Raw genomic sequence first — 14,291 nt, 5'->3', positions numbered from 1 at the left:
CATGGCGCGTACCGAAAAAAAGAAGGACGTGGTCATCGTGGGCCTGGGCTGGACAGGCGCGATCGCAGGCATGGAACTGGCTGCCGAGGGGCTGGAAATCGTGGCGTTGGAGCGCGGCCGCGATCAGAACACCGTACCGGAATTCAAGTACCCCAACCAGATCGATGAGCTGACCTATGGCGTGCGGCTGGTGAACATGCAGCACCCCAGCCAGCAGACGGTGACGGTCCGGCGCAACGACGCCGAGACGGCGCTGCCATACCGCTCCATGGGTTCGTTCCTGCCCGCCAATGGGGTGGGCGGCGCCGGCACGCACTGGAACGGCCTGCTGTGGCGGCCCCAGCCCCAGGAGATCCAGCTGCGCAGCTATGTGAAGGAGAGGTGGGGCGAGTCCATCATTCCCGAAGGAATGAACCTGATGGACTATCCCGTCACCTATGACGAACTGGAGCCGTTTTTCACGCGGTTCGACGAGGTCGCGGGCATTTCAGGCAAGGCGGGCAATCTCAAGGGCAAGATCCAGCCCGGCGGCAATCCGTTCGAGGGCTGGCGCTCCAGCGAGTATCCCATGCCCCCGATGCCGCCCACCTACGATGCCACCAAGTTTCGCGATGCCGCCCAGGCCATGGGCTACCATCCCTTCCCCGCGCCGGCAGGCGTCGCATCCACGGCCTATGTGAATCCTTATGGCATGCAGATGGCGCCCTGTAATTTCTGCGGCTTCTGCGAGCGCTTCGGCTGTTATCAATACTCCAAGTCGTCGCCGCAGACGGCCATCCTCGACGCGCTCAAGCGCAAGCCCAACTTCAGCTATCGCACGCACGCGGAGGTGCTGAGGATCGAAAGCTCGGCCGATGGCAAGACCGCCACGGGCGTCACCTATTTCGATGCCGCCGCGCAGGAGGAGGTATTCCAGCCAGCGGACCTGGTGATTCTTGCCGCCTACCAGCTGAACAATGTCCACTTGCTGCTGCTGTCGGGCATAGGCGAACCCTATGACCCGGCCACCAACACCGGCGTGACGGGCAAGAACTACGCCTACCAGATGAATGGCGGCGTCACCATGTTCTTCAAGGACGCCAATTTCAACCCGTTCATCGGCCATGGGTCCAACGGTTTCTGTATCGATGACTTCAGCGTCAACCAGAACGACTTCGGCGCGCTGGGCTTCATCGGCGGCGCCTACTGGCGCTCCGGCACGTTCAACGGCCAGCCGATCCGTTCCATGATCCTGCCGGCCGGAACCCCCGGCTGGGGCGCGGGCTGGAAGAAGGCCATTGGCCAGTGGTATGGCCATTCCATGTCCATCGGCACCCATGGCTCGCACATGGCATACCGGGCCAACCACCTGGACCTGGACCCCACCTACAAGGATCCGCATGGCCGCCCCTTGATGCGCATGACGTTCAACTGGCAGGACAACGACCTCAGGATGAATCAGTACATGAAGCTCAAGGCGGGGGAAGTGGGCAAGGCCATGAAACCCGATTTGATGCAGCTGGGTTTCAAGGGCCCGGGAGCCATGTACGACGTCAGGCCCTACCAGACCACCCACAATACCGGCGGCCACATCATGTCCCGAGACCCGCGCGAGGGCGTGGTGAATCGCTACTGCCAGGCTTGGGACAAGCACAACGTATTCGTCATGGGGGCGGGTAATTTCGTGCAGAACACCCAGTACAACCCCACCGGAATGGTGGGGGCGCTGGCCTACTGGACGATCCACGCGATCCGCACGCAATACCTGCGCGATCCGCGCCCACTGGTTTGAGGAGCGCGCCATGAAAAAAGCCCTTGCCATCCTGGGCGCCCTGGTGGCGCTGGCCGTTCTCGCGACGCTTGCCCTGATCTATGTGCCCGTCAAGGTGACGCCGCCCAATGAAGCGCTGGCGGCCGACTGGAAAGCGGAGCCCGGCCGAGGCAAGTATGTCATGCGCGCCGGCGACTGCATGGCCTGTCATACCGCGAACGGCGGCTCGCCCCTGGCCGGCGGCCGCGGCATCCCCACGCCGATGGGCACGATCTGGTCATCCAATATCACCCCGGACAAGGAAACGGGCATCGGCGATTGGACCTTGGATCAGTTCCGCGCCGCCCTGGTCGATGGCATCGGCGTCAAGGAGGGCCACCTGTACCCGGCCATGCCGTATGAAAACTACCGTTTCATGAGCGAGAGCGATATTCGCGCCTTGTACGACTACCTCATGAAGGAGGTGCCGCCGGTCAGGAACGAAGTCCAGGCCACGCAGCTCAGTTTCCCGTTCAACCTGCGTTTTGGCTTGCGCGCGTGGAACTGGCTTGCCCTGAGGGGCGAGTCCGCGTTCAAGCCGGCCAGCGACGACAAGCTGCAGACCCGCGGCCAGTATCTGGTGGAAGGCGCCGGCCATTGCGCCGCCTGTCACAGTCCGCGCACTGCCTTCATGGCGCAGGACGGCACCGTCGCGCGCGACGCGGCGTTCCTGAGCGGCGGCGTGCTGGATGGCTGGACCGCGCCCGCGCTGCGTGGCGCCGACTCGGCGATCGCGACGTGGTCCACCGCCCAGGTGGCCGACTACCTTGCCACGGGGCGCAACACGCATGCCACCGCCAGCGGCGAAATGGCGTTGGCCATCGAGCATTCCTTGCAGTACCTGAGCGACGACGACCTGAACGCGATGGCCGCTTTCCTGAAAGGCATGGATGGCAAGCCCGTGCAGGACATCCCCGCGCAGGTCGCCATGCCCGGCCCCCACGCCGTCCCGGCGGCCCAGGCCGACGAAGCGGGGCAGGCCACAGCCAGGCTGCTGACTGCCGCCTCGCCCGACATGCCCCTGGGCGCGCGCCTGTACCTGGATAACTGCGCCGGCTGCCATTTCGTCACGGGCAAGGGCGCGGCCGAGATCTTCCCGCAGCTGCAGGGCAGTGCCGTGGTGCTGGGCAAGGATGCCGGCCCGCTGCTGTCGATCATACTGAACGGCACCGCCGTGCCATCGACAGGCCGGCGTCCCATGAGGTTGGCCATGCAAGGCTATGCCGATCGCCTGAGCGACGAGGAAGTGGCCGTGCTGGCCAGCTTCGTGCGTTCAGGCTGGGGAAACCAGGCCAGCGCGGTTACGCAAGAGGAGGTGGCCGCCGCCCGTTCGGCCGGCAAGCATTGAGCTGGCGGCGCTCAGAGCCAGCTGACCCGTCCATCGGCGACGTCGTAGAGCGCCGGCAGAATCCGCAACGCGCCGTCGTCTGACAGTTTTGCCAGGACGGGCGAGGCCGAGCGCAGCAGCCGCGCCTGGTTGATGGCGTTCTGCCGCGCCATTTCGGTGATATCGGTGGACGAGCTGGCGTTGATCGCCGGACGGATATAGGGATACAGCGCGCTGATCTGCCCTGGCGCGCCTGCGTTCGCGGCCGCGGCCTTGATCGCGCCGCAGTCGACGTGGCCCAGGACGACCAGTGCCTTGATGCCCAGTATCGCGGCGCCGTATTCCAGGCTGGCGATGATGGCGGGCGTGGCAATGTTCCCCGCCACGCGGGCGACAAACAGCTTGCCGATCGATTGGTCGAAGACGAGTTCGACCGGCATCCTGGAATCGGCACAGGCCAGGACGGCGGCGAACGGCTCCTGTTTGCCGGCGGTGCGGCGCTGAAGAATGTCCAGGTCTTCCTGGAACGAGGTGATGGCGCGGCGTGCGAAGCGCTCATTGCCCTGACGGAGTTTTTCCAGGGCCTGCTCGGGTGTGAGCGTGGTCTGCGCGTGCGCCGGGCTTGGCGAAACGATGCCCAGGCCGCCCGCCATGCCGGCCATCAGGCCGGCGCTCAACAGCTTCCTGCGGGAAAGGCGCACGGGTTTTTCCTGGCTATCGAGCGGCAACAGATGCTGCAGGCAGTTGCACGTCGGCGTCGTTTTCTTGGACATGGCACACCTCGTTCGGGGGATGGCGCCAATTCATGGCAGGAATGGCAAGCCGAATGATAGCGCCGGTTGCGCCTTGTTTGGACAGGGCGCGCCGGAGTCAATCCACATGGTCTACGTGGTGGTCCTGCCGCTCCAGCAGGCGCTCTTTCAGCAGGCGGGCGCCGATCGACATCAGTGAGCCACGGCGGCGCACCAATTCGTACGGTTCGCTGCGCAAGGTGAACTGGAAAGGAAGAATGCTGACCAGGCCGTTGCGGGCGAAAAACGACGCGACGTCGGTCGAAGCCAGCGCGACGAAGGAGGAATTCCTGCGCAGCAGGGCCAGCGTGGCGAACGGTGACGTGGTTTCCAGCAGGTTGGTCGGAAACCGGATGCCCGCATCGTAGAACTCTCGCTCAAGCAGGATGCGCATCGGCATGTTGGCGCGGTAGACGATCCATTTGCAGTGGGCAAGGTCCTGGAGGGTCAGTTCGTCGGCGAGCGCCAGCGGGCTGCCGATGCTGGCGATCACCCGCAATTCCTCGGGCTGCAGCAGTTCGCTTTCGTACAGCTCGGGCGATTTGGTGACCACCGTGCGGCATATCGCCAGGTCCAGCCGGCCGCTGTCGAGCAGGCCCAGCAGCTCGGCGCTGGTGTCTTCGACGATCTCCACCGACATGCCGGGGTGGGTTTGCATCAAATCCGAAACGGCGTCCGTCAGCAGCGGTATGGCTCCCATGATGGAGCCGACCGCCACCCGGCCGCCGTCGCCTTTCTGGATCGCATCCAGTTCATTGCGCAGATGGCCCAGGTCGGTGTAGATCATGCGCGCGTAGCGCACGACGCACAGCCCCAGGTCGTTGGCTTCCAGGCCTCGGTTGGTGCGCACGAAGAGCGCCGCGCCGAAGGTGGTTTCGATCTCCTGCAGCGCCTTGCTGGCCCCGGGCTGGCTGATGGCCACTTCCTTGGCCGCGCCCAGCAGCGAGCCGTGCTCGTAGATCGCCAGCAACAGGCGCAGGTGCTTGATGTGCAGGCGGGAAACGATGGACGTCAGCGGCGGTGTCATGGGTTGCCTTCTGGTTATAGCTGTATGAGCAGCTTTCAATATTCATTCCCCGCGGGCCACCCTAGAATGCCGACATGGCGCGGGAAAAGCCCTGGCCGGCGGCAGTCGCCGGGGCATGGCGGCCTGTTCCGGTGTCGCTCCGATTATAACTTTCTCTCAATTCAGATGGCGCTCATCCAATATCTCACGCACATTCAGTTCGACTTCGGCGCGGTGCGCCTGCTGCAGGCCGAGTGCGACCGCATCGGGATCAAACGCCCCATGGTGGTAACGGACCAGGGCATCCAGGCCGCCGGCATACTGGATGCGGCCTTGTCGCACCTGGACCGGCCGGATGCGGTGCCGGTCTTCGACGCGACGCCGCCGAACCCGAACGAGGAGGCCGTGCGCCAGGCGGTGGCGGTGTACGCCGCCAACGACTGCGACGGCATCATCGCCCTTGGCGGCGGCTCGTCCATCGACCTTGCCAAGGGCGTGGCCGTGTGCGCCACGCACGAGGGGGCGTTGAAGCGCTTCGCGGTGATCGAAGGCGGGCTGGGCCATATCACGGCGGCCACCGCGCCGGTGATTGCCGTCCCCACGACGGCCGGCACGGGCAGCGAGGTCGGGCGCGGCGCGATCCTGATTCTCGACGATGGCCGCAAGGTCGGGGTGATTTCGCCCTTCGTGGTGCCGCGCACGGCGATCTGCGACCCGGAGCTGACGCTGAAGCTGCCGCCGGCGTTGACCGCGGCGACGGGCATGGATGCCATCGCGCATTGCCTGGAGACGTTCATGTCGCCGCTGTTCAATCCGCCGGCCGACGGCATCGCGCTCGATGGCCTGGCGCGGGCCTGGCGCCACATCGAGCGCGCGACCCGCGAGCCCGGCGACCTCGACGCGCGCATGAACATGATGAGCGCCAGCATGCAGGGCGCGCTGGCGTTCCAGAAGGGCCTGGGCTGCGTGCACAGCCTGAGCCACGCGCTCGGGGGGATCGATCCGCGCCTGCACCATGGCACGCTGAATGCGATCCTGCTGCCGGCGGTCATCGAGTTCAACGCGCCGGCGCCCACGATGGCGCGGGAAAACAAACTGAACCGGATCGCCGCGGCGATAGGGTTGGCGAACGGCGAGTCGGTGGCCGGCGCGGTGCAGGGCCTGACCGCCAGGCTGGGCCTGCCCACGTCCCTGGGGCAAGTGGGGGTCGCCCGCGAGCTGTTTGCCCGGATCGTGGACGGCGCGCTCAAGGACCACAGCCACAAGACCAATCCCCGGGACGCTTCGGCCGAAGACTATGCCCGGATGCTCGATGCCGCGTTTTGAGCGCCAGGCAGCCATGACTCGCAGGATGGACGGGGAGCAGACATGACAATCAGCGGCGCAATGATGATAGGGCGCAGTACGGTGACCGGCGACGGGCCGCGGCTCTACGCTTTCGATCCCAATGAGAATCGCGAGATCGAGCCGGCGTTCTCGTCGGCCACCCGGGGGCTGGTCGATGCCGCCTGCGATCTCGCGGCGCGGGCGTTCGATCGCTACCGGGGGCTGCCGCTGCAGGCCAGGGCGGGCTTCCTGGAGCGCATCGCGGCCAACATCGAACGCATCGGCGATGAGCTGATCCAGCGCGCGCATAGCGAGACGGGTCTGCCGCGCGCGCGCCTGGAGAGCGAGCGGGCCAGGACGGTCGGCCAGCTCAGGCTGTTCGCGGAGGTGGTCGGAAGCGGGCATTGGTTGAACGCCACGCTGGACAGCCCGCAGCCGGACCGCCAGCCGGCGCCCCGGCCGGACCTGCGCATGGCCAGGATGCCCGTGGGGCCGGTCGCGGTGTTCGGGGCCAGCAACTTTCCCCTGGCGTTTTCCGTGGCGGGAGGCGATACCGCCTCGGCGCTTGCCGCCGGCTGTCCGGTGGTCGTCAAGGCCCACAGCGCGCATCTGGGAACGTCCGAACTGGTTGCGCGGGCCGTGCAGCAGGCAGGCATCGAGTGCGATATGCCGGATGGGGTGTTTTCGCTGGTAGTCGGGCCGGGCGCCGAGGTGGGCGCCAGCCTGGTTGCCCATCCCGCCATCAAGGCGGTGGGGTTCACCGGCTCGCGGCAGGGTGGCCTGGCGCTGGTCGACGTGGCGGCCCGGCGCAAGGAGCCCATTCCGGTGTACGCGGAAATGAGCAGCGTCAATCCCTTTTTCGTGCTGCCGGGCGCGCTCGCCCGGCGCGCCCCGGCGCTGGCGGCGGGGCTGGCCGATTCGATCGCCCTGGGGGCCGGGCAGTTCTGTACCAACCCCGGCCTGATCGTGCTGCTCGATAGCGAGGCGGCCAGGCGCTTCGTGGGCGAGCTGGCGCAGGCGCTGGGCGGCAAGGCGCCGCAAACCATGCTGACCGCGGGCATTGCCAGGGCATACGGCGCGGCGCTCGAGCGCCGCCTGGGCGAGCCGGGGGTGGAGCAGGTCCTGCCGCCGGCGCGCGGCCCCTCGCCGTGCAGCGCGAGGCCGGCCCTTTTTGCGATCGATGCCGGCGATTTCATGGCGGCCGCCTTGCATCACGAGGAGATCTTCGGGCCGGCATCCGTGGTCGTCTATTGCCGGGACCGGCCGCAATTGCATCGCCTGGCCGAGTCGCTGGAAGGCCAGCTGACGTCGACCCTGCATTTCGAGGATGCCGACAGGGACGAGGTCGGGCGCCTGCTTCCCATCCTGGAGAAAAAGGCCGGGCGCCTGATCGCCAACGGGTATCCTACGGGCGTCGAAGTCTCGCATGCGATGGTGCATGGCGGGCCATTCCCCTCGACCTCGAATGCCCGGGCGACGTCGGTGGGCGCCAGCGCCATCGACCGGTTCCTGCGTCCGGTCTGCTATCAGGATTTCCCGAGCGAGCTGGTGCCGGCGGCATTGCAGGACGGCAATCCGCTTGCATTGTGGCGCTTGCGCGATGGGCGCATGCAGCAGGGCTGAGCGATGGCGCGGCCGATCCCTGGCCGCGCCGCGGACAAGACCCTGCGCCGATTGAACGCAGCCTGAGCGCTGCATTTTTGACTGGTATGGAGGATGACATGACGGCAAGCAAGCAGAACGACAAGCAAGGCACGGCCACCACCGACGATCCGCCGCCGCGGATCATGCACGTCGATGACATGGAATGGGAAACCATTCGCTGGCCGGGCGAAACGGGCAAGATGCTCAGCCACCCGACACCGGAAGACCCGACGCTGCCCAATGCGGGGCTGCTGCGCCTGGAGCCCGGCGCCTACCACCCGTGGCACCGGCACGATTTCGCCCAGGTCTGGTACATCCTGGAAGGCGAGTTCACCATCGGCGGCGTCAAGTGCGGGCCCGGCACCGTGCTGCAGCATGGCGACCCGCATTGCGAGCCCGAGCTGCACACCGAATCCGGCGGCGTGATGTTCATCGTGCAGTACCCCGGCCCCACCACCGGCGGGCGGGTGATTTACGACAAGCGCTTCAATATGGACAAGCGCGCGGCGGTCGAGGCCGAACGTATCGATCTCTAGCTTTCGCAAGGGCGGGCGGCCCCGTGGGCGCCGCCCGCTTCCTCCTGGAAAACAACGAGGGCAGGAGCAAGCAATGACCGGTCTACTCTCGAAGCATGATTTCCGCGTTGCGCTGCAGGAGGCCATCGCGGGCAAGGCCTCGGCGAAGGCGGCCTTCAGCCAGGCCTGGATGGACGGGACGCTGCAACGCCATCATTTCGCCCGCTGGGCCGAAAACCACTACCACTACGTCGGCCCCTTCGCGGATTACCTCGGGTACATCTACAACAATGCCCGCGACGAGCAGGACGGGGTCAAGGACCTCCTGCTGCAGAGCATGTACGAGTTCCGGCACCTGCAGGAAGGCGAGGCCATGGTCTCCCACACGGACCTGCTGATCCGTTTCGCGCAGGCGTGCGGCACCACGCGCGAGCGGGTCGAGTCCCCGCAGGCCTGCAACCCGATTACCCGCGGCATGCAGGCATGGTGCTACGCCACCGCGATCCGCGAGTCTCCCGTGGTGGCGACCGCCGCCTTGCTGGTCGGCCTGGCGTCGCAGATTCCGCAGATCTACGCCAGGCAGATCGTTCCGCTGCGCGATCCGCGCGTCTACGGGTTCAGCGAGCATGAGGTCGCCTTTTTCGCCTTGAGGATCACGTCGGATGGCGCGCACGCCGAGCGGGGCTACCGGATCGTGCTCGACGGGGCGACGACGCCTGCGCTGCAGCAACGCTGCCTGCAGTTCGTGCGATGGGGCGCGGAGATGCGCTACGCCTACGCGCAGGCGATCTACGACCAGTATGTCGCGCCCGACCTCGGCGCCCGTCGCGTGGATTGACGCGCGGGCCCAGGCCCGGCGGCGGCCTGGCGGTCGCAATGCGCTGGATTAGCTGCGAGTTATATCTGTATGAGCAGCTTTCAATATTCAGCTCGATGAGAGCGGCCTAGAATCAACGCAAATTCAAAAGCAGCCCCGGCCATCGGCCGGGCGCTGCGGGCCTCAGTGCCGCCTTGAATATAACTTTTATTCAATTCAAGCGGCGCTGGATGCTGCCCTCCGGGCGCCTGGCCTGGCCGCCTGAAAACACGATGACAAGACGGAGACAGAGTTTGTGGAACACATCGCCAAACTGGATGAGACCGCTTCCCCGGCGAATGCCCGGGACGGCAAAGCTCACGCAACGCCTGCCGCGCAAGCGGCGCCTGCCGGCACGCACGGCCATGTGCTCGTTGCCCAGGGGCTGACGAAGACATTCGGTGGATTCACCGCCGTCAACAACGTCGACCTGCGCGTGCGCGCGCAGACCATCCATGCGCTGATCGGTCCGAACGGCGCGGGCAAGACGACCTGTTTCAACCTGCTCAGCAAGTTCCTGCAGCCCAGCGCGGGGCGCATCTACTACCAAGGCAGCGACATCACGCGCGCGGCGCCGGAGGACATCGCCGGCCGCGGGCTGGTGCGCTCGTTCCAGATTTCCGCGATTTTTCCCAAGCTGACGCTGGGCGAAAACGTGCGGGTCGCCTTGCAGCGCAAGCTGGGAACGTCCTGGCATTTCTGGAAGCCGCTTGCCAGCCTGCGCGTCCTCGACGAGCACGTGGACCGCCTGCTGGAGTCGGTGGGACTGGCCGAGCGGCGCGACGAGCCGGCGGGCCTGCTGTCGTACGGACGCAAGCGCGCGCTGGAGCTTGCAACGACGTTGGCGCTGGAGCCGGAGGTGCTGCTGCTCGATGAGCCGATGGCGGGCATGGGCCGGGAGGATATCGAGACCGTCGCCGCGCTGATCCAGAAAGTCGCCAAGGGCCGGACCGTGCTGATGGTGGAGCACAACCTGGGCGTGGTCGCGCGGCTGGCCGACACCATCACGGTGCTGTGCCGCGGCGAAGTGCTCGCGGAAGGCGCCTATGAAACGGTGTCGAGCAATCCCGAGGTCGTTGCCGCCTACATGGGAGGCGCCCATGCCTGAGACGCATCTGCAGATCGGCGATCTGCATGCCCAGTACGGCGAAAGCCAGGTGCTGCACGGCATGGCCCTCACGGTGGGCCGCGGCGAAGTCGTGACGCTGCTGGGCCGCAACGGCGCCGGCAAGACCACGACGCTGCGCGCCATCATGGGCCTGCTCGCCAGGCGCAGCGGCTCGGTGCGGTTCGAGGCGCGCGAGCTGATGGGGCTGGCGCCGGAGGCGATCGCCCGAGCGGGCATCGCCTTGTGCCCGGAGGAACGGGCGATCTTCTCGGGCCTGAGCGTCCAGGAGAACCTGATGCTGCCGCCGGTCGTGCGCGCGGGCGGGATGACGGTGCCGGAGATCCTGGCGCTGTTTCCGAACCTTGCCGAACGGCTGAAAAGCCCGGGAACGAAGCTGTCCGGCGGCGAGCAGCAGATGCTGGCGATCGGCCGCATCCTGCGCACGGGGGCGACCCTGCTGTTGCTCGACGAGCCGAGCGAGGGGCTGGCCCCGGTGATCATCGAACAGATCGGCCTGACCATCCGCAAGCTGAAGGACCGTGGCATCTCCATCCTGCTGGTGGAGCAGAACGTCAATTTCGCCACCCGCGTCGCGGACCGGCATTACGTCGTGGAGCATGGAGAGGTGATCGATGCCTTTTCCAATGCGGAAATCGCAAGCCAGAGCGCTCGGCTGAGCGCCTACCTGAGTGTTTGAACCATGAACATCGAATCCATTCTCGGCATTCCGATCAACGCGTTCATGGGCCAGTTGCTGATGGGGCTGATGAACGGCGCCTTCTACGCCATGCTGAGCCTGGGCCTGGCGATCATTTTCGGGCTGCTCAACGTGATCAATTTCCTGCACGGCGCCCAGTTCATGGTGGGGGCGTTCATCGCCTGGATGCTGCTGGCGTGGGCGGGCCTGAGCTACTGGGTCGCCCTGCTGGTGGCGCCGCTGGTCGTCGCGATCGGCGCCGTGTTCGTCGAGCGCCTGTTCCTGCGGCATCTCTACCGTCTCGACCATCTCTACGGCATGCTGCTGACCTTCGGCCTGATGCTGATGGTCGAGGGGCTGTTTCGCAAGAGCTTCGGCTCGTCCGGGCTTCCCTATCCCAATGTCATCCCCGGCGGCATGAACCTGGGTTTCATGTTCCTGCCGTATTACCGGGCCTGGGTCGTGGCGGCCTCGCTGCTCGTCTGCCTGGCCATCTGGCTGCTGATCGAGAAGACGCGGCTGGGCAGCTATCTGCGCGCGGCGACCGAGAACCCGGACATGGTGCGCGCCTTCGGCATCAAGGTTCCCGTGCTGCTGACGCTGACCTACGCGTTCGGCGCGGGGCTGGCCGGCCTGGCGGGCGTCATGGCGGCGCCGATCTACCAGGTCAGTCCGCTGATGGGCTCCAACCTGGTCATCCTGGTCTTCGCCGTGGTGGTGATCGGCGGCATGGGCTCGATCCTGGGCTCGATCCTGACCGGCTTCTCGCTGGGCGCCATCGAAGGCCTGACCAAACTCTTCTACCCGCAGGCCTCGGCGACCGTGATCTTCCTCGTGATGATCATCGTGCTGCTCATCAAGCCGACGGGCCTGTTCGGCAAGGCGAAGTGACTCCACCATGAAAAACCATACCTCCTCGATGCTGCGCCCCATGCTGGTCCTGCTGGCGTGCGCCATGGTGGCACCGGCCATCGTCTACCCGATCTTTCTCATGAAGGTCATGTGCTTCGCGATCTTCGCCTGCGCCGTCAATCTGCTGGTCGGCTACGCCGGCTTGCTGTCGCTGGGCCATTCCATGTTCTTCGGCATGTCCGCCTACATCACGGCCCATACGCTCAAGGTGTGGGGCTGGCCGTTCGAGGCCGCGCTGCCCGCCGCGGTCCTTGCCTGCTCGGCGCTGGGCCTGATCGCGGGAGCGATCGCGATCCGCAGGCAAGGCATCTATTTCGCGATGATCACGCTGGCCCTGGCGCAGATGGTTTATTTCTTCTGCCTGCAGGCGCCGTTCACCGGCGGCGAGGACGGCCTGCAGAACGTGCCGCGGCCCGTCGTCCTCGGTCTGTTCGATACCGCCGACGACTGGACGCTCTATGTCGTGGTGCTCGCCATCTTCCTGGCGGCGGTCGCGGTCTATCACCGGGCGATCCATTCGCCGTTCGGCGAGGTGGCCAAGGCCATCCGCGACAACGAGCCGCGCGCCATATCCCTGGGCTACAAGGTCAACCGCTACAAGTTGCTGGCGTTCGTCATTTCGGCGGCGCTCACCGGGTTGGCCGGCGGCACGAAGGCGCTGGTGTTCCAGCTGGCTTCGCTGACCGACGTGGGCTGGCACATCAGCACCGAAGTGGTCCTGATGGTGCTGGTGGGCGGCATGGGGACGATCATCGGACCGCTGGTCGGGGCGGTGCTGATTCTTGCCATGCAGTATTACCTGGCGCCGCTCGGAGAGTGGGTCATGGTGATCCAGGGGGCGGTCCTGGTCACGGTCGTGATGATCTTCCGGCGCGGGCTGGTCGGCGAGTTCGAGGCATGGCGCGTTCGCATGGCCTCTATGCCCGGCAAGCCGGCCTTGCCGCCGCGCCATGCGCCCGGCAGCTTTGTCGTGCATTCGGATGCGTGGTCCGGCAAATGACCGCCTTTTTCCCTTCATCGCCAAGCACACGGCTGCGCCGCGGCTTGCCTGCTGTTTCACTCCATCCCCATCGAGGATTCCACATGTCTGCGAAAAAGAACCCACCCATGAAATCCGCCGCCGCGCTCGCTTTGCTCGCCGGTGCGCTTTGTACAGCCCCCGCCGGGGCGCAGGTGTCCGGCGATGTCGTCAAGATCGGCATTCTCAACGACCAGTCGGGCCTGTACGCCGACCTGGCCGGCGCGGGCTCGGTACAGGCGGCGCGCATGGCGATCGAGGAGTTCGGCGGCCAGGTGCTGGGCAAGAAGATCGAGCTGGTCTGGGCCGACCACCAGAACAAGGCCGATATCGGCGCCGGCATCGCGCGCGCCTGGTTCGACCGGGAAGGCGTCGACGCGATCGCGGATTTCTCCAACTCGAGCGTCGGGTTCGCGGTGCAGGGCCTGGCCAACGAGCGCAAGAAGATCACGCTGGTGGCGGCGGGGTCGTCCGATTTCACCGGCAAGGCCTGCAGCCCCTTCTCGACGCAGTGGGTCTACAACAGCTACAGCAACGGCTACGGCCTGGCGCGCCTGCTGGCCAGCCGCGGCATGGATTCGGTATTCCTGCTGACGGTGGACTATACCTTCGGCCATGCCTTCGCCAATGACGTGCGCAAGGCGGTCACCGAGAATGGCGGCAAGGTGCTGGGCGAGGTGCGCTTCCCGTTGAACTCGTTCGACCTCAGCTCCTATCTGCTGCAGGCGCAGGCGTCGAAAGCCAAGCTGATCGTGACGGCGGCCGCCGGCAGCGACATGACCTCCACGGTGAAGCAGGCCAACGAGTTCGGCATCACGCCCGGCCAGGCGCTGGCTGCCCCGGCGGTGTTCATCACCGATGTGAACAGCATGGGCCTGCAGGCCGCGCAAGGCCTTCAATTCGTGACGGCATTCTATTGGGACCGCACGCCGGACTCGCGGGCCTGGGCCGAGAAGTTCTTCGCGCGCCAGAAGGCCATGCCGTCCATGACGCAGGCCGGCGTGTATTCCGCGGTGCGCCACTACCTGAAGGCGGTGGAGGCAGCCCAGACGGACGACGCGGTCGCGGTGGCCGCCAAGATGCGCGAACTTCCGGTGCGCGACATGAATATCGAGAACGGGCGCGTCCGCGAGGATGGACAGGTCATGCACGACATGTATCTGGTCGAGGTCAAGAAGCCCGACGAATCCCGGCGCGCATGGGACTACTACAAGGTGCTGACGACGGTGCCCGCCGACCAGGCGTTCCAGGCGCTGGCCGACAGCGCCTGCCCGCTGGTCGGCAAGCAGTGATGCGCCGACC

The 14,291-nt window shown here is 66.2% G+C and carries 13 protein-coding genes; 11 read left to right on the top strand and 2 right to left on the bottom strand.

From position 1 onward, the window contains the following. Window position 1 precedes the first annotated feature (1 nt). Window positions 2–1,771, top strand: coding sequence for a GMC family oxidoreductase (locus EL288_RS16750; RefSeq protein WP_010926160.1), 1,770 nt, complete (start codon window positions 2–4; stop codon window positions 1,769–1,771). 10 nt (window positions 1,772–1,781) lie between these two features. Further along, window positions 1,782–3,137, top strand: coding sequence for a cytochrome c (locus tag EL288_RS16745; protein ID WP_003809657.1), 1,356 nt, complete (start codon window positions 1,782–1,784; stop codon window positions 3,135–3,137). Between the two features lie 11 nt (window positions 3,138–3,148). On the opposite strand, the gene EL288_RS16740 is transcribed toward EL288_RS16745, so the two are convergent. Both EL288_RS16740 and EL288_RS16735 read right to left on the bottom strand, forming a co-directional pair. Then, entirely contained in the window at window positions 3,149–3,793 is a 645-nt protein-coding gene (locus EL288_RS16740) for a carbonic anhydrase (protein ID WP_232018695.1), read from the bottom strand. A gap of 193 nt (window positions 3,794–3,986) precedes the next feature. After that, window positions 3,987–4,934, bottom strand: coding sequence for a LysR family transcriptional regulator (locus tag EL288_RS16735; RefSeq protein WP_003809661.1), 948 nt, complete (start codon window positions 4,932–4,934; stop codon window positions 3,987–3,989). Between the two features lie 165 nt (window positions 4,935–5,099). Here EL288_RS16735 and EL288_RS16730 point away from each other — a divergent pair, with 165 nt between their 5' ends. From EL288_RS16730 to EL288_RS16690, 9 genes are all read left to right on the top strand, one after another. After that, entirely contained in the window at window positions 5,100–6,239 is a 1,140-nt protein-coding gene (locus EL288_RS16730; protein WP_033469291.1) for an iron-containing alcohol dehydrogenase, read from the top strand. A gap of 42 nt (window positions 6,240–6,281) precedes the next feature. Continuing rightward, complete coding sequence (locus tag EL288_RS16725; protein WP_126621991.1) at window positions 6,282–7,862, top strand: aldehyde dehydrogenase (NADP(+)); 1,581 nt, start codon at window positions 6,282–6,284, stop codon at window positions 7,860–7,862. A 98-nt stretch (window positions 7,863–7,960) separates the two neighbouring features. Next, window positions 7,961–8,419: a cupin domain-containing protein gene (locus EL288_RS16720; RefSeq protein ID WP_003809668.1), complete on the top strand. Its 459-nt coding sequence runs from the start codon at window positions 7,961–7,963 to the stop codon at window positions 8,417–8,419. Window positions 8,420–8,492: 73 nt separating this feature from the next. Beyond that, complete coding sequence (locus EL288_RS16715; protein WP_003809670.1) at window positions 8,493–9,236, top strand: TenA family transcriptional regulator; 744 nt, start codon at window positions 8,493–8,495, stop codon at window positions 9,234–9,236. 274 nt (window positions 9,237–9,510) lie between these two features. After that, on the top strand, window positions 9,511–10,362 hold the full coding sequence (locus tag EL288_RS16710) for an ABC transporter ATP-binding protein (RefSeq protein ID WP_003809672.1): 852 nt from the start codon (window positions 9,511–9,513) through the stop codon (window positions 10,360–10,362). Continuing rightward, on the top strand, window positions 10,355–11,059 hold the full coding sequence (locus tag EL288_RS16705; protein ID WP_003809673.1) for an ABC transporter ATP-binding protein: 705 nt from the start codon (window positions 10,355–10,357) through the stop codon (window positions 11,057–11,059). Before EL288_RS16710 ends, EL288_RS16705 begins: the two co-directional genes overlap by 8 nt. A 3-nt stretch (window positions 11,060–11,062) precedes the next feature. Continuing rightward, the gene (locus EL288_RS16700) at window positions 11,063–11,950 is read left to right on the top strand and encodes a branched-chain amino acid ABC transporter permease (protein WP_003809675.1); all 888 of its coding nucleotides are present in this window, start codon (window positions 11,063–11,065) and stop codon (window positions 11,948–11,950) included. A 7-nt stretch (window positions 11,951–11,957) separates the two neighbouring features. Beyond that, window positions 11,958–12,971 carry a branched-chain amino acid ABC transporter permease gene (locus EL288_RS16695; RefSeq protein WP_003809677.1) on the top strand — a complete coding sequence of 338 codons (1,014 nt, stop codon included), beginning with the start codon at window positions 11,958–11,960 and terminating at the stop codon, window positions 12,969–12,971. Between the two features lie 83 nt (window positions 12,972–13,054). Further along, complete coding sequence (locus tag EL288_RS16690) at window positions 13,055–14,281, top strand: ABC transporter substrate-binding protein (protein WP_003809679.1); 1,227 nt, start codon at window positions 13,055–13,057, stop codon at window positions 14,279–14,281. Window positions 14,282–14,291 lie beyond the last annotated feature (10 nt).

Origin of the sequence: Bordetella bronchiseptica, assembly GCF_900636925.1 — a bacterium.
GTDB lineage: Bacteria > Pseudomonadota > Gammaproteobacteria > Burkholderiales > Burkholderiaceae_B > Bordetella > Bordetella pertussis.
This window is presented reverse-complemented; position numbering and strand designations above follow the sequence as displayed.